This is a genomic window from Streptomyces sp. NPDC092952 (assembly GCF_044754785.1).
GTDB lineage: Bacteria > Actinomycetota > Actinomycetes > Streptomycetales > Streptomycetaceae > Streptomyces.
In genome coordinates this window covers 110,692-131,327 of the sequence record NZ_JBIVPT010000014.1, presented here as the reverse complement: position 1 = coordinate 131,327, position 20,636 = coordinate 110,692, and the positions used below count along the sequence as shown (strand labels likewise).

Here is a 20,636-nt window from a genome sequence, read left to right as displayed (position 1 = left end):
GAATCATGCTGGTACTGGCACACACAGGCTGCGGCGCAGCGCGGCCAGGAACCGTTCGGCGAGGACCGGATGCCCGGCCGGCCCCGGGTGCAGCCGGTCCAGCCCCTCGGGTTCCAGCAGCAGCCCGGCCCCGGCCTCGCGCGGGCCGAAGACATCGAGCCCGTCGATGTAGTGGAGGTTCCGGTCGCCGTGGCGGCGCAGCAGTCCGACGGCCTCGCGGACCCGGGCGCGGCACTCCACCACGGTCAGCCCGGAAGGCCCGGGGACCGTCTCCCGGTCCGGTGCCACGATCGTCGACATCAGGGCGAACGGGGTCGTGGGATGGCGCTCGCGGACCGTGGCGACGAAGCCCACCAGGGCCGAGGTGAACGCGGCCGGGCTGTGGCTCCCCAGGGCCTGGACGTTGATGCCGACGCAGGCGGTGAGCAGTTCGGCGGGCAGGTCGCGCATGAGCCGGGCCGACATCGGCTGGAGGCAGCAGGCGGCCCCGAGCGCGAGGGAGGTCAGATCCAGCCCGGCCCGCCCGGCCACCAGCGCGGGCCAGGCACGGGCGGGCGAACGGGCCCCCCGTCCCTGCGAGACGGAGCTCCCGTAATGCACCCAGCGGGGGCGCTCGCTCCCGTCGTACGCGACCGTCGACCCCTCGTCGACGAGCAGCGCCCGGAGCCGGAACTGGTGGTACACCGGGAGCCAGAGCTCGACGGTGGCCGTCCGCCCCGGCAGCCCCGCCACCGTGAACCCGGCGTCCTCGCCGTCGGACCGCAGCTCCACGGTCTCGATGATCCGGCCGTCGACCACCACGTCCAGCCGGGCCACCTCCTGCGGGCCGTTGAGCCGGGGCGCCGGGTCGGCCCGGTACCGGCAGCCGATCGTCCGGCTGTCGGTCCTGAGCGCGACCCGGACCCCGGCGGGCATCGCGGCCCGCCCGATCCCGCCCTCCGGCAGATGCAGCGCGGCCTCCTGGTGGGGCACCCGCCAGGGCGCCACCCAGCCCGGCCCGTACTGCAGGGACACCGCACCGCGGAACCGCAGTACGGGATCGTCCCAGGCCACCACGTGTTCCGCGGTCATCTCCCGCCACCTCCCCGTGTCGGTGGCCATCCTCGGCGGACCGGTCATCGGCAACCAGTCGTTGCGGATGCTGTGACCAGGAGTCACCGGCAGGGGAGACGGGTCAGGGGCCGGGGCGCGTCAGGCGGGCGGCCGGACGCCGCTGGTGGTGACGTGCACGTAGTCGACGACGAGCTGCTGCGGGAAGGCGGTGTTGCCGTCGGGGTCGCCGGGCCAGTCGCCGCCGACCGCGAGGTTCAGGATCAGGAAGAAGGGCTTGTTGAACACCCAGGTGTTCCCGTTCAGATCGGCCGGGGTGCGGCGCTGGTAGACGTTCCCGTCCACCGACCAGCTCACCGAGTCCGGTGCCCAGTCGACGGCGAAGGTGTGGAAGTCGTCGGCGAACGCCTGGCCGCCGGGGAGGCTGTACGGGGCGCCGATGCCGTTCGCGCCGGAGTACCCCGGGCCGTGCAGGGTGCCGTGGACGGTGGAGGGTTCGAAGCCCACGTTCTCCATCACGTCGATCTCGCCCGAGTTCGGCCAGCCGACCTGGCCGATGTCGTCGCCGAGCATCCAGAAGGCCGGCCACATGCCCTGGCCGCGCGGGATCTTCATCCGGGTCTCGAAGTGCCCGTACGTCTGGCTGAACCTGCCCGAGGTGTTCAGCCGGGCCGAGGTGTACTGGCACGCGCCGTACCAGCACTGGTAGTTGTTCGGGTTCTCGCGGCGGGCGGTGATGACCAGGTGGCCCTGGCCGTCGAGCGCCGCGTTGCTGTTCCCGGCCGTGTAGTACTGCCGCTCGTGGTTGTTGACGTTGTCGCCGGTCTCGGTCTGCCACTTGGCGCCGTCCACGGCGGAGCCCGCGGGACCGTCGAAGTCGTCGGTGAAACCCGCCGCGGCGGCCGCGCGCGGCCCGGGGGGCGGGGTTCCGGCCGCCGGTCCCGACAGGGCCGGTACGAGGGCGAGGGCGGAGAGCGCGCAGAGCGCGGACGTCAGCAGACGCCGCGGGCGGTACGGAGGAGTCATGGGGGGTCCTTCCCGTGCGAAATGGAGCGGCCGGAACTCGGTCATACGTATGACGGGCCGCGTGTGTGGGGGAGCAGGGAGAGGTCGTGGTGCTGTACGTGATTTAAGAAGTGAAGCAATACCGTGTCAAGAAGCTGGTACGGACCGCAGTTCTTGCACACGGACGAGGGACGGGACGGGCCGGACGGGATTAGTCGGCCGGCGCGGGGGAAAGGGGCTGCCCGCACCGCAGGTTCCACCGGCCGGACCGCCCGGAGAGCGCGGTCAGGGTCAGCGGGGCGACGTCGAGCCGCCAGAAGGACTCCGGCGGCAGGGCCAGCGCCGCGACGACCGCCGCCCGCACCACCGAGGGCTCGACGACGGCCAGCACCCGGTCCTCCCCGGCGCGTCCGTCGGAGCCGGAGCCGAGCGAATCCAGCCAGCGCCGGGTCCGGGAGCACAGCTCCAGCAGGGACTCGCCGCCGTGCGGAGCCGCCGAGGGATCGGCCAGCCAGGCCGATACCGCCGCGGGCTCGGCCGCGCCCACCTCGTCCAGCCGGAGCCCGCTCCACCGGCCCATGTCCCAGCCGCGTACGGCCGGTTCGGGCACCGCGCGCAGCCCCAGCGCCTCGGCGGTCCCGGCGCACCGCACGGACGGTCCGCGCAGCCGCCGTCCGGCGTCCGGTACATCCGGGGCCGCGACCCGGGCCCGGCGGACCCCGGCGGCGTCCAGGGGCGCGTCCCCGTCGAAGCGGGCCTCGCGCAGCGCGGCGTTCAGCGCCGGTGAGATCAACATCACGCGTACCGTCATGATCCGGTCAACTCCTAGGGATGGCCGGGCTCCGTGCCCGCCCGAGGGGTCCACCCTCGCACCGGGGTGTCCGAGCTGTTGTCGGGGCCATGGCGGCGGGTCCTCCCGAGCGGTATGGTCGCGGCGGACATGACGTGGGTGCATCTGGAAGTCCGGTGGGAATCCGGCACGGTCGCGCCACTGTGAACCCGTACGTGTGCGGGAAGTCAGACCCAGTACCCACGTCTCAGGCACCACGATCGGGACGCGTGTTCCCCAGGAGGTTCTGCCATGGCACAGACTGCTGCCCCCGCCACCGCCGCACCGGCGATCACCCCCATCTCGCTGAAGGCCATCGCCCCCTGGGCGGTCTTCTTCGGCATCCTCATGCTCGTCCTGCTCTACTTCGTCGGCGCCGAGCAGGGCGCCACCGCGGTCATCTCCGGCGAAGGCGTCCACGAGTGGGTCCACGACGGCCGCCACCTCCTCGGTTTCCCCTGCCACTGACCCACCGCACGATCCAGGGGAACTCCCATGAACTCCATATCCGTCAGAGCCCTGCTCGTCCGCGGCATGCTGGCCGGCCTCGCCGCGGGCGTACTCGCCCTGCTCGTCGCCTACTTCCTCGGTGAGTCGCGCGTCGACGCGGCCATCGCCCTCGAAGAGGCGCACAGCCACTCCCACGACGGCGGCGAGGAACTCGTCAGCCGCACCGTGCAGTCCACCGCCGGGCTCGCCACCGGCGTGCTCGTCTTCGGCGTGGCGATCGGCGGCATCGCCGCGCTCGTCTTCTGCTACGCCCTAGGCAGGATCGGCCGGTTCGGGCCGCGTGCCACGGCCGCCCTGATCGCGGGCGCGGCACTGCTGGCCGTGTACGTCGTACCGTTCCTGAAGTACCCGGCCAACCCGCCGGCCGTCGGCAACCCCGACACCATCGGGAAGCGCACCGCGCTCTTCTTCCTGATGGTCGCGCTCAGCGTGCTGCTGGCCGTCGCCGCGGTGATCCTCGGCAAGCGGCTCGCTCCCCGCCTGGGCAACTGGAACGCCACGGTCGTGGCGTCCCTCGCCTATGTCGTGGTCATCGGGGTCTCGTACGTCTTCCTGCCCTCGTACAACGAGGTCGGCAAGGACTTCCCGGCCGCCCTGCTGTGGGAGTTCCGGCTGAGCACCCTCGCCGTGCAGGCCACGCTCTGGGCGGCCTTCGGCCTGGTCTTCGGCCACCTCACCGAACGGCTGCTGGTGCCGGGAGCGGCCGTCGCCCCCGGGGCGGACCGCACCGCGGTCACCGCGGGCTGACCGGAACCGGCTCCCCGGCGCGGCCGGGGAGCCGGCGCGGGCCGGTCCCGTACGCGCGGACCGCTACGGCCGCGCGTACGGCCGCGACATGATCTCCATGCCGCGGCCGTACGGGGCGCCGAAGCGGGCACGGCGTCCACCGAAGAGGCGGGTGATCCGGCCAGGCGCGGTTGCCCGCCCCCGGGCAGGCCCCGCACCGGGGCGGCCGGCGAAGCGCCGGTTCTCCCCCGCGGGGCCTCGCCCGTTCCCCCGGTTCCTCCCGCTCCTCTCCGTCTGCTCGCTCTTCCCCGTTCAGCCGTCGAAGTCCCCGGCGAGCGCCGCCGCCATCCGCAGGTGGCCCGCCGCCTCCGCGCTCCGGCCCTGGCGCTCCAGGGTGCGCCCGAGCATCAGCCGCGCGTAGTGCTCCACCGGGTCGCGGTCCAGCACCGTCCGCAGCTCGGTCTCGGCCTTGCCGAGCCGCGCCGAGTGGTAGTACGACCGGGCCAGCAGCAGCCGCGGCGCCACCAGCTCCGGGGCCTCCTCGACCAGCCCCTCCAGGATCCGGGCCGCCGTCAGGTACTCCTTCGCCTCGAAGAACATCCCGGCCCGGTCCCAGCGGTCGGCGGGAGTGCCGAACTCGAAGTACGTCTCGCTCACTTGGTCTCCTCCGTCGTGGACCGCCACCGGGGACGCCCCGGCCCGGTCCTGCCGCCGACCCGGCTGCCGCCCGGTCCTTCCGCACGCTCCAACCCCATGCAGTGGTTGAATATTCCACCAAATCTTCGGCGTGGGTACCGGCACCCCGGCGCCGCGCGGGAATAGGTTGAGCGCCATGAGCAATCTCGATCGCCAGGCCGTTCCCGCCGTCTGCGGCGGGCGCGGCTTCGTCGTCGCCGAGCCCGTACGCGAACTCCTCACCCCGCGCCATGTGCGGCTGGGCGAGTCCACCGAGGTCCGCAGGCTGCTGCCCAACCTCGGCCGCCGGATGGTCGGTGCCTGGGCCTTCGTCGACCACTACGGCCCCGACGACATCGCGGACGAACCGGGGATGCAGGTGCCGCCCCACCCGCACATGGGGCTCCAGACGGTCAGCTGGCTGCACGAGGGCGAGGTCCTGCACCGGGACAGCCTCGGCAGCCTCCGTACGATCCGCCCGCGCGAACTCGGGCTGATGACCTCCGGCCGGGCCATCAGCCACTCCGAGGAGAGCCCCCGAGCCCATGCGAGGTTTCTGCACGGCGCCCAGCTCTGGGTGGCGCTTCCCGACGCCCACCGGCAGGTCGAGCCCCATTTCCAGCACCACACCGACCTGCCGACCGTCTCGGCCCCCGGCCTCACCGCCACCCTGATCCTCGGCGAACTCGACGGCACCGCCTCGCCCGGCACCACGTACACCCCCCTCATCGGCGCCGACCTCGCCCTGGCCGCCGGAGCGCAGGCCCGGCTGCCGCTCGAACCGGATTTCGAGTACGCCGTGCTCTCCATGTCCGGCCGGGCCGAGGTCGACGGGGTGCCCGTCCTGCCCGGCTCGATGCTCTACCTCGGCTGCGGCCGCACCGAACTCCCGCTGCGCGCGGACAGTGATGCGGGCCTCATGCTCCTGGGTGGCGAGCCGTTCGAGGAGGAACTGATCATGTGGTGGAACTTCATCGGGCGGTCCCAGGAGGAGATCGCGCAGGCTCGCGCGGACTGGGCGACGGGGGACCGGTTCGGCACCGTCCACGGGTACGACGGCCCTCCGCTGCCCGCCCCGGAGCTGCCCGCGACCCCTCTGAAGCCGCGGGGTCGAGTGCGCTGATCTGCTCTTTCACTCTTGGGGGCGTAGCGGGCCGACAGGGGGATGGGAGGGGTCGATGTCCGGTGTCGCGCTCAGGACCGGCGCAGGCTGCGTGTCGGATCTGTGAGCCCATGGCCATCCAGGATCTGCTCATGTGCGACCGCCTGTGCCAGTTCTGATGCTGACCCAATGCTGACTCTTCTGACGAGATGTCACCTTCTTGCCGGTCGAGGCGCCCGGGTCGGCAGGGAGCGCGGCGTGTCGATGGACGGACGGTGTCGGGGGCTCAGGTGTGCCAGTTGCGCGCTCTGCGGCCGCGCGGCTTGGAGCAGCGAATTTGTGCGCAGAGCTGGTTGTGTGCTTCCCGCAATGGTCAAGCCGTCGATCCTGGCTATCGCTTCCGCAGGTTCCTTTGGGGGCATTTGTCCGGCCTGCCACGGTGCAGCCAACTCCTTTACCAGACAAGCGAGATGTCGTCGAGAGATTCCCGTGAACAGCCGATGCGCCGCACAACTGTCCGATGGGCCGTGATCGCCGCAGACAGATCATTCCACCGGCTGGACACGACGCCTCACCCGCTATCACGCACCAACTCGTCAGGGGCCCGGAACCGTGATCACGGGGCAGTGGGCCCGGTGCAGCAGTCCGTGGACGACGGATCCGAGCCGCATCCCCATGTAGCCGCCCCGGCCCCGGCGCCCGACCACTACGGCCAGAGCGTGCTCGGAGGCCTCCGCGAGCAGTTCGACGGGCGACCCGATGAGCACCTCGTGGGTGATCCGGATGTCGGGATACCGCTCCGACCGGCCCGCCGTGGTCTCCGCCAGCAGGCGGCGTTCCGCGTGGAGCGACGTACCGTCCGCGTGCCGGAAGAACACGGGAGGCTGCCAGACCGCGACGGCCCGCAGTTCGCAGCGCCTGAGGTCCGCCTCCTCGAAGGCGAGGGCCAGGGCGGAACGGGACGCCTCGCTGCCGTCGACCCCGACGACCAGGTACGGCGGATCCTGAGTGCTGTGTTCCGCTTCCCCCACGACGACGACGGGGCACCGCGCCTGCGCGGTGACCGGAACGACCAGGGAACCGGCGCTCAGGAACTCCTCGGTGCGGCTGAGGCGGCGCGAGCCGAGCACGACCATGGCGGCCTGCCGCGACAGGTCGGACACGACGGTTGCCGGGGCGCCGTCAAGGAGATCGGATGTGATCCTCACATCCGCGTGCCGGGCTCGCGCCCAGTCGGCCGCGGTCCGCAGCGCCTCGTTCCCCGCGTGTTTCTGCGCCCGATGCCGCGGGGTGTCGTCGACGAGCTGCGCTTCCCGCAGGGGCGGCACGGCGACGACGAGACGGAGGGCCAGCCGTCGCCGGTGGGCCTCGTCCGCCGCCCAGGCCAGGGCGAGACGCCCGTCGCGTACGGGATCGATTCCGACGACGAGGCCTTCGCGTTGTCCGGCTGCGCTCATGGTGTGCTCCCCTCTCGGGTCTCGTACCGGTACCCCCACCAGGGGTGCGGGGCTGCTTCCAGCGTCGTGGTCCGCCTCCTCGCAGCCGGAGTGCCACTGGGGGTACGGATGGGACCGAAGGTCCTATGCGCGGCAGGGGCGGGGCGAGGTCGACCGGGCCCTGTGGGGGCCGGTCGGCCCCTCGCCCGGGCACGGGAGCGCGAGCGACGGTGGTGTGGCGGGGGTGTGGACGGGAGGCCTGCGATGAGGCGCATGAAGGTCGGTCGGCTGATGACCGATGACGTGGTCTCCGCCCTGCCGGAGACGTCGTTCAGGGAGGTGGCGAAACTCCTGGCCGAGCACGATGTCACCGGGCTGCCGGTCATGGACGAGGACGACCGCGTCGTCGGGGTCGTCTCCGAGAGCGATCTGCTGTCCCGCCGGGCGCTCACCGCCGGGGAGCTGATGAGCGCGCCGGCCGTCACGGTGCACGCCGAGGAGCCGGTGGCGGACGCGGCCCGGCTCATGGTGCGGCGCGGGGTGGAGCGCCTTCCCGTGGTCGACGAGGAGGAACGGCTGGTGGGCATCGTGACCCGCCGCGATCTGCTCCGCGTCTTTCTCCGCCCGGACGCGGAGATCCGGGCCCGGGTCCGGGACGACGTCGTCGGTGAGGTCCCGGACCTTCCCGACGAGGCGGTGGACGTGCATGTGCTGGACGGTGTGGTCACTCTCGTCGGGCAGGTCCGGCGACCGGACCAGGCCGTCATGCTCGTGCGGCTCACCGAACGCGTGGAGGGGGTCGTGGCCGTCGTGGACCGCATGTCCGCCGGTACGGATCCGGACGGGACACGCCCCGCGTGACGGAGGGCCCGCGAACCTTCCGGGTGACCACCCGCGTGTGGATCCCGCGATCCGTGCCCACCGGTCGGCTGCCCGGCCATTCGGGACGTCCTGCGGAGCGCCGTGGTTCACGTTCACGAGGTGCCGCCCCGCAGCCGGAACCACCGTTCCTCACCCGGTGCCACGGTGCACCGGCGCCGTGCGGGCAGGGTGACGCCGAGCGGGCCCAGCGGTGCGGGGGGCACCCGTATCCCCAGTCGGCCCGGCAGCATCCGCAGTCGGACCCCGCGGTGCCCGCCGCAGCAGAGCGTGAAGGCGAACCGGGGGAACTCCCGCAACGGCACCGGGGCCACGTGCAGCCCGTCCGGTCCCGCCTCCAGGCCGGTGATCCCGCGTTCGACCAGGTCGACCGTGCCGGCCATGGCTCCCAGATGGATGCCTTCGCCGGTCGTCCCGCCCTGTACGTCGGCCACGTCGGCCATCAGCGCCTCCTCGCAGTACCGCCAGGCGTCGGGGCCCTTCAGACGGGCCAGCACCCAGCCGTGGACCAGACTGCTGAGGGTCGAACCGTGGCTGGTACGCCCCAGGTGGTGGTGGACGGTGTCGCGCCAGGTCTCGTCGTCCATCCGGTATCCGAGCCGGGCGAACAGCCCGGACAGCTCCTCCGCCCGGAAGAGGTAGCCGAGCATGAGGGTGTCGGCCTGCTTCGACGCCTGGTAGCGGTTGACGGTGTCGCCCTCGGCCTCCAGGATGCGGTCGAGTCGGCGGATGTCCCCGTAGCGGGCCCGGTAGGCCGCCCAGTCGAGCTCCGCCAGTTCCCCGTATCCCTCGAACTGGCTCACGACGCCTCGGTGGAACGGCACGTGGAGGCGGTGTGACACCTCGGCCCAGTGGGCGAGGGCCGTGTCGTCGAGCGCGAGCCGTTCGCGCAGTTCGTCCCGCCGGGCGGCGGGCAGTTCGTCCAGCAGGTCGAGGCCGCGGGCGAGGACCCACGCGGCCGTCACGTTCGTGTAGGCGTTGTCGTCGATGCCGGGCTCCGTCGCCCCCGGATAGGCGTCGTGGTACTCGTCGGGGCCCACCACCCCGCGGATGCGGTACCGGCCCAGCGACGGGTCGAACTCCGCCGAGGAGGCCCAGTAGCGGGCGATCTCCAGAAGGATCTCGGCACCTTCGGCATGCAGGAACCCGCGGTCCCCGGTGGCCTGCGCATACTTCCAGACGTTGTACGCGACGGCCGAGCCGACGTGGCGCTGGAGCCGGGAACGGTCGGGAAGCCACCGGCCCGAACGCGGATTGAGGTGGAGCTCCTGGGTCTCCTCGTCTCCGGAACTCCCGCTCTGCCAGGGGTACATGGCGCCCTTCCGGCCGGTGCGTCGGGCCGCTTCCCGGGCGGCGGGGAGCCGACGGTGGCGGTACATGAGCAGCCCCCTGGCCACTTCGGGAAAGTGGAGGTCGAGGTAGGGAAGGACGAAGAGCTCGTCCCAGAAGACGTGGCCCCGGTACGCCTCTCCGTGCAGGCCCCTCGCCGGGACGCCCACGTCGAGCTCCGCCGTGTGCGGGGAGACCGTCTGGAGCAGGTGGAACAGGTGCAGCCGCAGGACGCGGCCCGCCTCGCCCGGGACGTGCAGTTCCCCCTCCGCCCAGAGGCGTTGCCAGGCGGCGTGGTGGGTGGCCAGCAGGGCGGGGAGCTCCGGGGCGCGCGCGGCCGCCTCCACCGCCGCCACGAGGGGGGAGCCGGACGGGCGGTCCAGCGAGGTGTGCAGGGCCATGGTCTTCACCACCGTCGCCGACCGGCTCCGGCCGAGGGGCAGGCGGTACGTCTGTACGGTTCCGGTCGGTGTGGTCACCGACCGGCCGCCGTGTCGGGGGCTGGTCACTGTCCGGACGGCCATGGCGAGCAGGTGACCCGGATCGCTCGTGCGGCAGGACAGGAAGGCGACGCCGTCCGGTTCGAAACCACTGCGGTGGCCGGTGAGATGGCGGCCTTCCAGGTTCCGGTAGCGCTCGACCCCGGCGTTGACGACGGCACCGTCCAGGACCGACTCGACCTCGACCGTCCCGGTCCAGCCGTACGCGTGGAACGTGGTGAGCTGGGCCGCGATCCCTGGGTCCCCCATGTGCACGATCCGCAGATGGCTGACGCGCAGGCCGCGCCCTTCGGCGTCCTGGAAGAAGAGGTGCCGGGTGAGGACGCCCCGGTCCAGGTCGAGCCGTACGTCGTAGTGGCGCAGCCGGTCGGAGTCCGGGCCGAGCCGTTCTCCGGGGGGCCGGTCGTCCGGGAGGCAGCGATAGCGCAGGAGCGTCCAGTTCGGCAGGTTGACGAGGTCCTCGTTCCCGACCCGTTCCCCGGCGATGTACGACGTACGGCGGTCGTAGCAGCCGGCGAGGTAGGTGCCCGGGTAGTGGACGGAGTCGGCGGCGCATTCGGGCGTGGACCCCCGGACGGCGAACCGGCCGTTCCCGAGTGTGCAGAGCGCCTCCACCAACCGCTCCCGTGCCGGGTCGTACGCGTCGTACCGCCAGGTGGCCGCCGGAGTCATGGGACCCCTCCCCACACGGTCGCCACCAGCTCCGCGAGATCGGCGACGACGAGGCCCGCCCCGTGTTCCCGCAGCGGTGCGGTGCGGGACCGGTCCGCGGTTCGGTCGACGCCGACGACGAGCCCGAAACGGCCGTCGCGGCCCGCCGAGACCCCGGCGAGCGCGTCCTCGACGACCGCGCCGTCCGCGGGCCGGATGCGGAGCAGACCCGAGGCGCACAGGAACAGCGCGGGGTCGGGCTTGCCCGGGAGACCGAGCCTGGTGGCGTCGGCGCCGTCGACGACGGCGGTCAGGAGCCGGTCGAGTCCGGCCGCGGCGAGCAGTGGCCGGGCGTGCCGGGACGCGGACACCGCGGCGCACGGCACACCGAGGGAGCGCAGGGCGGTCAGTGCCTGCACGGCGTCCTCGAAGGCGGCGACCGGTTTCTCCCGCAGGAGGTTCTGGTACTCCCGCTCCTTGCATGCCGCCACGGCCCGGACCGTGTCGCAGCCGGGGGACGCGTCCTGCGGCCCCGGGGACAGCCGGATTCCACGGGCGGCCAGAAATGCCTCGGCCCCGTCGTAGCGGGACTTGCCGTCCACGAACCGGCGGTAGTCGGCGTCCGCGTCGAACGGCTTCCAGCTCTCTTCCCCGGATGCCCGTTCGGCGAGGCAGGCGTCGAACGCGGCCTTCCAGGCAGTCGCGTGGAAGGCCGCGGAGTCGAGCAGGACGCCGTCGGTGTCGAGGACGACGCCCCGGGGCGGCGGGCGGCCGGGACGGTGGCCGCTCATCCCCGCGCCACCGGCTGTGCGGCCTCGACGACCGTGTGCTGCGGGCTGCCGAGCGCGACCTTGACCGCGCCGGTCTCCGCCGCGCGGCCGAAGACGTCGTACGCCTCCTCCATCTGCCCGAGTTCGAAGCGGTGGGTTACCAGTTCCGCGGTGGAAAGCCGGCCGGACGCCATCATGCTCAGCAGGACGGGGGTGGACACCGTGTCCACGAGACCTGTGGTGAGGGTGATGTCCTTGATCCACAGGTCTTCGAGATGCAGGATCGCCGGCCTGCCGTGGACGCCGATATTGGCGATCCGGCCGCCGGGCCGTGCCATCCGTGTACACATCTCGAAGGTCTCCGGGACTCCCACCGCCTCCATGACGACATCGGCACCCAGGCCGTCGGTGAGGTCGGCCACGAGCTGCTCGGGCTCCTCGTCCGCGGTGGCGGTGGCGTCCGCGCCCAGCCTCCGGGCCGCTTCGAGACGGGTCGTCGCCAGGTCGACGGCCACGATTCGTCCCGGACTGTAGAGGCGTGCCGTGGTGATCGCGGCGAGTCCTATGGGACCGGCGCCGACCACGACGACCGTGTCTCCGGGCCGGACAGCGCCATTGAGGACGCCGACCTCGTAGGAGGTGGGGAAGACGTCGGCCAGCAGCACGGCGTCGAAGCTGTCGACGGCGTTCGGGAGCGGGTGGACGGACAGATCGGCGAAGGGCACTCTGGCGTACTCGGCCTGCGTTCCGTCGATGGTGTGGCCGAGGACCCATCCTCCGCCGCCCAGACACTGGCCGTAGCGGGACTCACGGCAGAAGCGGCAGCGTCCGCAGGGGGAGACGCAGGAGATCAGGACACGTTCGCCCGGCACCACGGTCCGGACGTCCTGGCCGGTCTCCACCACCGTGCCCACCGCCTCGTGCCCGAGGACGCGACCGGGTTCGACCTCGGGCACGTCCCCTTTGACGATGTGCAGGTCGGTGCCGCAGATGGTGACGGCCTCGACACGGACGATCGCGTCGGCCGAGTCCTTGATGCCCGGATCCGGCATGTCCTGCCACTGGACGCGGCCCGTTCCCTGGAACACGAGAGCCTTCATGACAGCCGCCTTCCCGGTGTCAGCGGGGATCGCCCCGCAGGTGTCAACGTCAGGCTGGCGCCCGGCCCGGACACCGCACATGGGCCGACCGGTCCCCGGAACGACCCCCTCGGGCCCGTGTTGCGCCGCCGTGTGGATGTGGAAGGTGGATGCGGGCCGGTACCCGGCCAGCCGAAGGAGACCACCATGGCCCGTCCGCCGCTCACCGTCGCCGACGTGATGTCCAGGAAGGTCGTCGCCGTCCGGCCCGGTGCGGAGTTCAAGGAGATCGTCACTGCCATGGACCGATGGAAGGTGACCGCACTCCCCGTGATCGAAGGGGAAGGCCGGGTCGTGGGTGTCGTCTCCGAGGCCGACCTGGTTCTCAAGGAGGAACTCCACGACCGCGGCCTCGGCTTCGTCGAGCGGCTGCGCAGACCCGGCGCCGCCGCGAGGGCGGGCTCCGGCCGGGCCGAGGACCTGATGACCTCGCCGGCCGTCACCGTCGGCCCCGATGCCTCGCTGCCCCAGGCCGCGCGGATGATGGCCACACGGCACGTCAAACGGCTGCCGGTCGTCGACCCGCGCGGTCTGATCCAGGGCGTCGTGAGCCGGTCCGACCTGCTCAAGGTCTTCCTCCGGTCGGACGCGGATCTCGCCGACGAGGTCCGCGGAGACGTCGGCCGGCTGTTCCCTCTGTCCCATGACCAGGTGGGGGTGCGCGTCGAGGCGGGCGTCGTCATCCTGACCGGTGAGGTGAGCGACGGCGAACTCATCCCCGTGGCGGAGCGGCTGGCGCGAACCGTCGAAGGCGTGGTGGACGTACGGTGCGAACTCACCTCTGGAGGGACATAGCCGAGACGCCCCTCCGCTGTGTCCGGCTGTGCGGCAGCGTCCGGCTCAGTCGTTGTCGGTCCCGCTCCGGGGCCGGCCGGACCAGACGGGTTCCACCCGGGCCCATTCGCGGTCGAGCGCCGCGAAGGTACGGGCCTCGGTGCGTCGCCGCATCACGAGGAGGACACCGGCCGCGGCCGCCCCGGCGGTGCCGGCCGCCGCGACACCGCCGCAGAACGAGGTCAGCACGCGTTCCGTCCCGCTGTCCGGCGGCCGGGCCGGGGCACCCGCGGCGTCCACCCAGACCGGAACCGTGTGCCCCTGGGGCGTCCGGGGCGGGACTTCGACCGTTCCGGACCGGTGGACGCCCTTCTGGTAGGCCCACACGGCGGGGGCGGCTGCCCCCGGCCACCCGTCCTGCCCCGCCTGGGGCACGGAGGGCTCGGCCGGTCCGGTGGTCGTCGCCGTCACACGGTGCAGGCGCCCGGTGTACGCCCGGTCGGCCCGTACCCCGGTGGTCCACAGGAGCCCGGCGGTGACCGCTCCGCAGACCAGCGCGACGACCAGGACCGCCACCACGGCGATGCGCCCGTGGACGTTCCGGCCCGATGGGCCGGACCGGCGGATCCGCTGCTCGTGGACGGTCATCACACACCTCCGGGCGGGCCCTCACACACGTCCGGTCCGGCCGCCGGCGTACGGGCCGTTCCCCCGGCTCACGGCCGGTCGCCCCCGCCGCTGGTACCGGCCCGCTTCACCGGGATGGTCCGTGCTTCCCGGACCCGCCGCTCGGGCATCGGAACACGGACGTCTGCGTTTCGCCTCGGCAGCGGCCCGGGCCAGTGCGGGAGCATCCGGTCTCCCGGGATCGGCTCCGGGCAAGAGGCCGGTCACGGCGTGCCGTCCGTGGCCACGAACGCTGCCGGAACGATTTCCACGGGGCAGTGCGCGTGGTGGATGAGCGCGTGGGCGACGCGCCCGAGGGACGGCCCCAGTCCCGTCGAAGGGTGGCCCCGGCCCATCACGATGAGGTCGGTGTGGGCGCTCGCTTCGGTCAGGACGCCCGGGGTGCTCGTTCCGGCCTCCACATGATGGCCGACGATGAGGCCCGGGTACCTCTCACGCACATGGTCGGCGAGCTCCTTCATCTCCCTCACCCGCTGCTGCGCCATCTCGTCCAGGTCGTCGAGCATGGTCGCGACGGTGCCGACGTTGGCGAGCACGTTCCACACGCTCACGATGCGCAGCGCCGCCCCGCGGACATCCGCCTCCGCTGCGGCGAGCAGCAGCCACCCGAGATCTGCGGAGTCACGTACGGCCGCGGTCACCGAGCCCGACTCCGGGCGCCCGGTCTCCCCGCGCACCACGACCACAGGCACTTCGGCACAGGCAGCCACTCCCAGCCCGACGGAACCGAGCAGCAGGGCGGAGAAGCCCCCGAGCCCCCTGCTCCCGACCACGACCGTTCCCCGAGGGCCGGCGGAGGTCAGGAGTGCGGCGACCGGTTCGTGTTCATCGACCCTCTGGGTGACGGCGAGGCCCGGGAAGCGTTCCCGTACGGCGTCCGCCGTCCCGGCCAGCACCTCGTGGGCAGCTTCGCGTGCCGTGTGCGCCGATTTCGCGTCGCGCGCGTGGGCATGCCGACCGGTGTCGACGGCGTGCACGAGACACAAAGCGCGCGAGCGGCGATCGGCCTCCGCGGCGGCCCAGAGCGCGGCGGTCCGCGCCGAGGGTGAACCGTCGATTCCCACAACGACCTCGGCAAGCCCGGGCGGGGCTGCGGTCTGCTTGTTCATGGTTCCTCCTTCGGTCCGCCCCGGAGTTCGGCGCGCACCCCGTGGCCGGCGATGCGTTTGCCGACACCGTCGCGGCCTTCACCGCCATGGGCCGTTCGGGCCCCATGGCGTCCGGCCCGACCGCCGACCACGGGTTCAGAGCTCCCGCGCCCCGGCCCCGTCGGCGGTGCCGGGTGCGCCCGGCACCAGGATCCGGCGCCCCGTCACACGGTGCGGCAGGAGCAGAACGGGGGTGTCCCGCCCTTCCCCGGCCCACGACTGCGCGTGCGCGGCAACCCGGAGGGACTGCGGATCGGCCGAGCTCGAGACGATGCGCACCGGGCCGACGAGAAGCACACTCCAGCCCTGGCGGAACGCCTCGTCCACATGGTCCTCCTCGAAAGCGATCTCGGCACCGGCGGCCGCGGCCCGCCCGAGTACGGACGTGGCCGTGGTCATGAAGAGCACCCGCCCGTCGATGACCCGGTAGTTGACGGGAACGACGTCAAGCGTGTCCGCCACATCGATGGCGATCCGGCCCACGCCGTGGTCGCCGAGCAGCGCCCAGCATTCCTTCTCGTCGATCCTCTCCAGCCTCGGCCGTGCTCCTGCGGGCCCTTCGCCGGACGGGAGGTCGGCCGTCATGCCCATCAGGTCCTGGACCGTGGTCTCCAGAGCGTCCGCGAGCCGGACCAGGAACCCTGTTCCCGGACCGGGCAACCGCTCCTCCACGTAGGTGATGTAGCCGACGGTGGCTCCGACCCGGTCCGCCACGTCCTCCCGGGAGAGGTTGAGCCGGCGACGCCTGGTCGCGACACGGCGGCCGAAATCGCTCGGGTGCGGCACGTTGTCACAGGCGTTCATCGTCTTTCCTCCTGGGCGGCCGACGCCGGGGTCCGGCGGAGGAGTCATCGGGTGGGTAGTGCCGGACCCGGGCGTCCGGGCCGGGGAACACCAGGGTGACCCGGCCGGTGTCCGACCAGCGGACATCGTAGGGCGGGGTGCCGTCCGTGTGGTGCAGTCCGACGATCTCTCCGTCCCGCCCCTCGTCCCCGACGGTGGCACCGCCCACGACAAGCCGGTCGCCCGTTCGGGCCCAGAGCCCCGCGCGCGGTTTCACCGAGCCGTCCGGCACTTCGGTCCCAGCCATCACCGTCTCCCGTCGCCGTACGTCTCCGGGCTTCTCCCCGGGTGGCCCGCGTTCCGAGCCCATGCTGCTCCCGTCCGGTGTTCTCCTCATAGGGGCCACCGGACCCGGAACAGGACCGTTCGGCACTGCCCGTCCGCGGCGTCGGTGCCGCAGGGTGGAATCCGCCGGGATTCCACGCTCCTGGAGGAGGACCGTCATGCAGCACCGCACGGTTTCCGAGGTCATGACGCACAACGTCGTCACCGTGACTCCCTCCGCTTCGTTCAAGGACATCGCCCGGCTCTTCGCCGACGACGACGTCTCGGCGGTGCCCGTCGTCGACGAGAACCGGCGCCCGCTGGGTGTGGTCTCCGAGGCCGACCTGCTGGGGGCGACCGCCGGACTTCCCGACCCGGAGGGCCGGTGGGCGGGTGCCAGGTCCCTGCCCCGGGCGGACGGACAGGAACCCGCCGAGACGGCGGCCCAGCTGATGACCTCGCCCGCGATCACGGCGCAGCCGGGGTGGAACCTCGTCGAGACGGCCCGGACCATGCACCGCAAGGGGGTGAAAAGGCTTCCGGTGACGGACGAGACGGGTCGGCTCGTCGGGATCGTCAGCCGGAGTGATCTGCTGCGCCCCTTCCTCCGCGGTGATTCCGCGATCCGTGACGAGATCGAGCACGACGTGCTGTCCGGGACCCTCGGGCTCGCTCCGGACACGGTCCGCGTCGCCGTCGCCGAAGGGGTCGTGACCCTGACGGGCCGCGTCGACGAGCGGGCGGACATTCCCGTGATCGTGCGGCTGTGCCGTTCCGTCGACGGAGTCGTGGCCCTGCACGAATCCATCGACCATGCCCACGGCAACCTCGCCCTCGACGTGGAGCCGCCGGGTTGAACGCCCGGTGCCGGCGCACGTCTTCGTGCCCCGGCCGTCCGGAAGGAGCGCCCCATGGCCGCGTCCCCGTACACCGTCAGCGATGTCATGACCCATACGGCCGTGGCCATCGGCCGCGAAGCCTCCTACAAGGAGATCGTCGAGCTGATGCGGCAGTGGAGAGTCAGCGCCGTGCCGGTCCTCGAGGGCGAGGGCCGTGTCGTCGGGGTCGTCTCGGAGGCCGACCTCCTGCCGAAGGAGGAGTTCCGGCGGGACGGCCCCCGGCTGCCCGATCAGATGGGGGAGGCGTCCAAGGCCGACGCCGTGCTCGCCGTCGACCTGATGTCCACTCCGGCCGTGACCGTCCACCCCGACGCCACACTCGCCGAAGCCGCCCGCATCATGGCGCGCAAGCGGGTGAAGCGACTGCCCGTCGTGAACGCTCTCGGCATGCTGGAGGGCGTCGTGAGCCGCGGTGACCTGTTGAAGGTGTTCCTGCGCACGGACGAGGAGATCGGTGAGGAGATCCGGTCCGTCGTACTGGCCGAGCTGTCTCTCGCGGATCCGGTGGAGTTCACTGTGCTGGACGGTGTCGTGACTGTTCAGGGACCTCTGCGGGACCGTTCTCTGGTACCGGTCCTGGCCCAGGCCGTTCGGGCGGTCGAAGGCGTTGTGGACGTCCGCATGGAGTTGGTGCCGGAGCAGTAGAGGGCGGTTCGCCCGTCGGGCCCGCCGCACGGGGCGGGCCCGACGTCATCAGGGGACAAGGACGGCGGCACCGTCGACCCGGTCGGCGGCAAGGTCCCTGAGTGCCTGGTCGGCGGCGTCGAGCGGATAGGGGCTGGTCGTGACCTGTATGCCGATCCGGGCCGCCGTCTCCAGGAAGTCGCGGCCGTCCTGCCGGGTGTTCGAGGTGACGCTGCACAGGTTCCGTTCCTCGAAGAGGTGCCGCTGGTAGTTCAGGACGGGAACGTCGGTGAGGTGGATACCGGCGACGGCGAGTGTGCCCGAGCGGTCCAGCGCCTCCAGCGCCACAGGAACCAGGTCACCGACCGGTGCGAACAGGATCGCCGAGTCCAGTGGTTCCGGCGGGCGGTCGTAGGCGCCGCGCGCGGAGGCGGCACCCAGTCCGAGGGCGAGCTCGCGGGCTCGCGCCGAGCGGGTGAGGACGTGCACCGTCGCTCCTTCGGCCAGTGCTACCTGTGCCGCCAGATGGGCCGAGGCCCCGAAACCGTAGATCCCGAGCCGCCCCCCGGCGGGCAGGGCGCTGCGGCGCAGGGCGCGGTAGCCGATGATCCCGGCGCACAGCAGCGGCGCCAGCAGCGCGGCGTCCTGGTCGTCCGGGAGCCGGTAGGCGTAGTCGGCCGGTACGAGGGCGGCTTCGGCGAATCCGCCGTCCGCGTCCCAGCCGGTGTACCGGGAGTCCGGGCACAGGTTCTCACGGCCCGCCCGGCAGTAGCGGCAACGGCCGCAGGTCCCGCGGAGCCAGGCCCCGCCCGCTCGGTCACCGACCCGGAAGTCCGTGACGTCTCCACCGACGGCGACGACCCGCCCCACGATCTCATGGCCGGGAACGGTCGATGCCCGATGCGGGGGCAGGTCGCCCTCGGCGAGGTGCAGGTCGGTGCGGCACACACCGCACGCCTCGACTCCGAGCAGCAGTTCACCGGGGCCGGGGGAAGGGACAGTCCGCCGTATCCGCATCAGTGGGCCGCCCTCGACCGGGCCGGGGGTCCCTACGGCCCACCCGGTCAGCGCCTCCTCATCCGGCACGCGCACCATGCCCCAAGCGTCGCACCGCGACATCGCCCCGGCAAACGCTCACCAGGCTCACCAGGGACCGGCCGTAAACGCTCACCAGGGACCGGCCGACCGCGGGCGGGCGGACCGCACGGCCCAGCAGCCGACCGGATGAGGACGGCACGGCGCGATCACCGGTGCTCGCGCAGGAGTGTGAGGCGGCGTCTGTACTCGTCCTCGTCGATTTCTCCGCGTGCGAATCGCTCCGCGAGCAATTCCTCGGCCCGTCGATCGCCCCAGCCGTTCCCGCCCGACGACGGCCCACCGTTCCGGCGGCCGCGCCCGGCGCCGATGAGCCAGTGGCCGAGGGCGACGATTCCGAGGGTCAGCAGACCCCACAGCAGGATCGCGATCATGATCATGAGGAACCATCCACCCCCGCCCCAGCCGCTGTGCCACATCACATCCATCACCTTCTTCGGCGGGTCACCGTGCGGCGCGGTGAACCCGGGAGTGGGGAGCCGGCCGAGTGGGACGCGCCGACCGTCCCGAACCGCGACTCCTGCCCACCCGGCCGGCCTTCTCAGCCGCCGTGCTTGATCTCCACGTGCCTGGTCGACGGCTTCTCCGCGCCCATGCCCACGCTGACCGTGAGCATGCCATCGGTGTAGTCCGCCGTGACGTCTTCCTCGTCCGCACCCGACGGCAGCGACACGCTGCGGCTCATCACGCCGTAGCGGATCTCGCTGTGGTTCCTGTCCGCTTCCTTCTCGGTGCGTTCGGCCTGGACCGTCAGCACACCGTCGCTGATGAAGACGTCGATGTTCTCGGGAGACGTCCCCGGGAGTTCCGCCCGCACCACGTAGCGGCCGTTCTCCGTGTAGTCCTCGATACGCACGGTGTACAGCTCGCCCATGGTGGGCATCGCGAACCTGGCGGGCAGGTTCTCGAACCACTCCGGGACCTCCGGGAAGGGGAACCTCTGCGCGCGTTTCAGGGTGGTCATCGTCCTGCCTCCTCGCTGTTCGGTCTCAGGTGCCGACACACACAGTCCAGCGCGGACGGATCCAGATTGCTGAGGCCGTTCGGCCCATCCCCGGGGTCCCTCCGGTCCTTCGGCCCGCTCCCCTGAGATCCCGGCGGCCGTCTCCGAACCCCGTCCGGCCACCCGGCGGGGCCGTTCGGCCCAGTGCGGGCGGCCGGACGCGTGGCGGATGGTCGGGGAGAGGCCGGACACGAGGAGGGCCGCATGCGGTGGGAGACGATTCAGAAGCACGCTCCGCCCCGGACCACCCCCAACATGGGCGACCACGAAGAGGTGTGTGCCGGCAGAACGCCCCCGGTCGGAAACCGGTCGCGAGAGACCGGCGAGTCGAGGACGACGACCGGGCCCGAGCCGATGGCCTCGCCGACCGCCGTGCCTTCGACGAGAGCCTGTCGCGGAGTGGCTGTCGGACGACAGCGGCGCAGCGTCGTCGCGCGTCGGCGGGACTGTGCACGGTCTCGGGGCGGGCCTGCACGATCGTCAGTTGCCCGGTCGGGCCGTCCTCGGCCCGTTCCAGGTCCATGGGGCAGCCGTAGTGCGTCTCGACAGCCATCGCCCACTTCGCCAGTCGCCGGACCTCCGCGCCGGTGAGAACGGATCGCGGGCGCTCGCCCGGTCGGTGAACAGCGAGGAGTGGCAGTGGTGACAAGACACCAGCGGCTGGGCGGGTCCACGCACGTTCAGACAGGTCTCCTAAC

23 protein-coding genes and 1 pseudogene are annotated in these 20,636 nt (G+C 72.2%); 7 read left to right on the top strand and 17 right to left on the bottom strand.

Annotated elements, in window-relative coordinates; translation table 11 throughout:
- Positions 1-3: 3 nt before the first annotated feature.
- From ACIQGQ_RS27935 to ACIQGQ_RS27925, 3 genes are all read right to left on the bottom strand, one after another.
- The gene (locus tag ACIQGQ_RS27935) at positions 4-1,071 is read right to left on the bottom strand and encodes a GDSL-type esterase/lipase family protein (protein ID WP_402400506.1); all 1,068 of its coding nucleotides are present in this window, start codon (positions 1,069-1,071) and stop codon (positions 4-6) included.
- A gap of 120 nt (positions 1,072-1,191) precedes the next feature.
- Positions 1,192-2,076: a family 16 glycosylhydrolase gene (locus ACIQGQ_RS27930; protein ID WP_402400503.1), complete on the bottom strand. Its 885-nt coding sequence runs from the start codon at positions 2,074-2,076 to the stop codon at positions 1,192-1,194.
- A 190-nt stretch (positions 2,077-2,266) separates the two neighbouring features.
- Positions 2,267-2,866 (bottom strand): histidine phosphatase family protein, encoded by a 600-nt coding sequence (locus ACIQGQ_RS27925; RefSeq protein ID WP_402400500.1) that lies wholly within the window; start codon positions 2,864-2,866, stop codon positions 2,267-2,269.
- A 270-nt stretch (positions 2,867-3,136) separates the two neighbouring features.
- On the opposite strand from ACIQGQ_RS27925, the gene ACIQGQ_RS27920 reads away from it, so the two are divergent.
- Complete coding sequence (locus ACIQGQ_RS27920) at positions 3,137-3,352, top strand: CbtB-domain containing protein (RefSeq protein ID WP_352280270.1); 216 nt, start codon at positions 3,137-3,139, stop codon at positions 3,350-3,352.
- A 27-nt stretch (positions 3,353-3,379) separates the two neighbouring features.
- Complete coding sequence (locus ACIQGQ_RS27915; RefSeq protein ID WP_402400496.1) at positions 3,380-4,141, top strand: CbtA family protein; 762 nt, start codon at positions 3,380-3,382, stop codon at positions 4,139-4,141.
- A gap of 63 nt (positions 4,142-4,204) precedes the next feature.
- Here ACIQGQ_RS27915 and ACIQGQ_RS27910 read toward each other — a convergent pair.
- Together ACIQGQ_RS27910 and ACIQGQ_RS27905 are read right to left on the bottom strand one after the other, a co-directional pair.
- Positions 4,205-4,312: pseudogene (locus ACIQGQ_RS27910) on the bottom strand (VOC family protein); the annotation flags it as partial.
- A gap of 120 nt (positions 4,313-4,432) precedes the next feature.
- Positions 4,433-4,777, bottom strand: coding sequence for a tetratricopeptide repeat protein (locus ACIQGQ_RS27905; RefSeq protein WP_402400493.1), 345 nt, complete (start codon positions 4,775-4,777; stop codon positions 4,433-4,435).
- A 175-nt stretch (positions 4,778-4,952) separates the two neighbouring features.
- On the opposite strand from ACIQGQ_RS27905, the gene ACIQGQ_RS27900 reads away from it, so the two are divergent.
- Positions 4,953-5,918 (top strand): pirin family protein, encoded by a 966-nt coding sequence (locus ACIQGQ_RS27900; protein WP_402400491.1) that lies wholly within the window; start codon positions 4,953-4,955, stop codon positions 5,916-5,918.
- Positions 5,919-6,493: 575 nt separating this feature from the next.
- On the opposite strand, the gene ACIQGQ_RS27895 is transcribed toward ACIQGQ_RS27900, so the two are convergent.
- The gene (locus tag ACIQGQ_RS27895) at positions 6,494-7,354 is read right to left on the bottom strand and encodes a universal stress protein (protein ID WP_402400486.1); all 861 of its coding nucleotides are present in this window, start codon (positions 7,352-7,354) and stop codon (positions 6,494-6,496) included.
- A gap of 243 nt (positions 7,355-7,597) precedes the next feature.
- On the opposite strand from ACIQGQ_RS27895, the gene ACIQGQ_RS27890 reads away from it, so the two are divergent.
- Positions 7,598-8,194: a CBS domain-containing protein gene (locus ACIQGQ_RS27890; RefSeq protein ID WP_402400484.1), complete on the top strand. Its 597-nt coding sequence runs from the start codon at positions 7,598-7,600 to the stop codon at positions 8,192-8,194.
- A 113-nt stretch (positions 8,195-8,307) separates the two neighbouring features.
- Here ACIQGQ_RS27890 and ACIQGQ_RS27885 read toward each other — a convergent pair whose 3' ends face one another.
- Genes ACIQGQ_RS27885 through ACIQGQ_RS27875 form a run of 3 tightly spaced genes read right to left on the bottom strand, consistent with a single transcriptional unit; the run spans position 8,308 to position 12,562 of the window.
- Positions 8,308-10,713, bottom strand: coding sequence for a glycoside hydrolase family 65 protein (locus ACIQGQ_RS27885; protein ID WP_402400481.1), 2,406 nt, complete (start codon positions 10,711-10,713; stop codon positions 8,308-8,310).
- On the bottom strand, positions 10,710-11,483 hold the full coding sequence (locus ACIQGQ_RS27880; RefSeq protein ID WP_402400479.1) for an HAD family hydrolase: 774 nt from the start codon (positions 11,481-11,483) through the stop codon (positions 10,710-10,712). Before ACIQGQ_RS27880 ends, ACIQGQ_RS27885 begins: the two co-directional genes overlap by 4 nt.
- Positions 11,480-12,562, bottom strand: a complete 1,083-nt coding sequence (locus ACIQGQ_RS27875) for a zinc-dependent alcohol dehydrogenase family protein (protein ID WP_402400476.1) — start codon at positions 12,560-12,562, stop codon at positions 11,480-11,482. Before ACIQGQ_RS27875 ends, ACIQGQ_RS27880 begins: the two co-directional genes overlap by 4 nt.
- A gap of 186 nt (positions 12,563-12,748) precedes the next feature.
- On the opposite strand from ACIQGQ_RS27875, the gene ACIQGQ_RS27870 reads away from it, so the two are divergent.
- The gene (locus ACIQGQ_RS27870) at positions 12,749-13,396 is read left to right on the top strand and encodes a CBS domain-containing protein (protein WP_402400474.1); all 648 of its coding nucleotides are present in this window, start codon (positions 12,749-12,751) and stop codon (positions 13,394-13,396) included.
- 45 nt (positions 13,397-13,441) lie between these two features.
- Here the strand turns inward: ACIQGQ_RS27870 and ACIQGQ_RS27865 are convergent, their stop codons facing one another.
- The 4 genes from ACIQGQ_RS27865 to ACIQGQ_RS27850 all read right to left on the bottom strand — a co-directional run bounded on the left by ACIQGQ_RS27865 (position 13,442) and on the right by ACIQGQ_RS27850 (position 16,300).
- Positions 13,442-14,023, bottom strand: coding sequence for a hypothetical protein (locus ACIQGQ_RS27865; protein WP_402400471.1), 582 nt, complete (start codon positions 14,021-14,023; stop codon positions 13,442-13,444).
- Positions 14,024-14,265: 242 nt separating this feature from the next.
- Positions 14,266-15,171: a universal stress protein gene (locus ACIQGQ_RS27860; RefSeq protein ID WP_402400468.1), complete on the bottom strand. Its 906-nt coding sequence runs from the start codon at positions 15,169-15,171 to the stop codon at positions 14,266-14,268.
- Positions 15,172-15,306: 135 nt separating this feature from the next.
- Positions 15,307-16,014 carry a helix-turn-helix domain-containing protein gene (locus ACIQGQ_RS27855; protein WP_402400466.1) on the bottom strand — a complete coding sequence of 236 codons (708 nt, stop codon included), beginning with the start codon at positions 16,012-16,014 and terminating at the stop codon, positions 15,307-15,309.
- Complete coding sequence (locus ACIQGQ_RS27850) at positions 16,001-16,300, bottom strand: DUF1918 domain-containing protein (RefSeq protein WP_402400463.1); 300 nt, start codon at positions 16,298-16,300, stop codon at positions 16,001-16,003. Before ACIQGQ_RS27850 ends, ACIQGQ_RS27855 begins: the two co-directional genes overlap by 14 nt.
- A 196-nt stretch (positions 16,301-16,496) precedes the next feature.
- On the opposite strand from ACIQGQ_RS27850, the gene ACIQGQ_RS27845 reads away from it, so the two are divergent.
- Both ACIQGQ_RS27845 and ACIQGQ_RS27840 read left to right on the top strand, forming a co-directional pair.
- Positions 16,497-17,174 (top strand): CBS domain-containing protein, encoded by a 678-nt coding sequence (locus tag ACIQGQ_RS27845; RefSeq protein WP_402400460.1) that lies wholly within the window; start codon positions 16,497-16,499, stop codon positions 17,172-17,174.
- Between the two features lie 54 nt (positions 17,175-17,228).
- Complete coding sequence (locus ACIQGQ_RS27840) at positions 17,229-17,861, top strand: CBS domain-containing protein (protein WP_402400457.1); 633 nt, start codon at positions 17,229-17,231, stop codon at positions 17,859-17,861.
- A 48-nt stretch (positions 17,862-17,909) separates the two neighbouring features.
- Here ACIQGQ_RS27840 and ACIQGQ_RS27835 read toward each other — a convergent pair whose 3' ends face one another.
- From ACIQGQ_RS27835 to ACIQGQ_RS27820, 4 genes are all read right to left on the bottom strand, one after another.
- Positions 17,910-18,935 (bottom strand): zinc-binding alcohol dehydrogenase family protein, encoded by a 1,026-nt coding sequence (locus tag ACIQGQ_RS27835; protein ID WP_402400454.1) that lies wholly within the window; start codon positions 18,933-18,935, stop codon positions 17,910-17,912.
- Positions 18,936-19,084: 149 nt separating this feature from the next.
- On the bottom strand, positions 19,085-19,354 hold the full coding sequence (locus ACIQGQ_RS27830; RefSeq protein ID WP_402400646.1) for a hypothetical protein: 270 nt from the start codon (positions 19,352-19,354) through the stop codon (positions 19,085-19,087).
- 122 nt (positions 19,355-19,476) lie between these two features.
- Positions 19,477-19,899 (bottom strand): Hsp20/alpha crystallin family protein, encoded by a 423-nt coding sequence (locus ACIQGQ_RS27825; RefSeq protein WP_402400452.1) that lies wholly within the window; start codon positions 19,897-19,899, stop codon positions 19,477-19,479.
- Positions 19,900-19,924: 25 nt separating this feature from the next.
- Complete coding sequence (locus ACIQGQ_RS27820) at positions 19,925-20,491, bottom strand: PEP/pyruvate-binding domain-containing protein (protein WP_402400449.1); 567 nt, start codon at positions 20,489-20,491, stop codon at positions 19,925-19,927.
- Between the last annotated feature and the right edge of the window lie 145 nt (positions 20,492-20,636).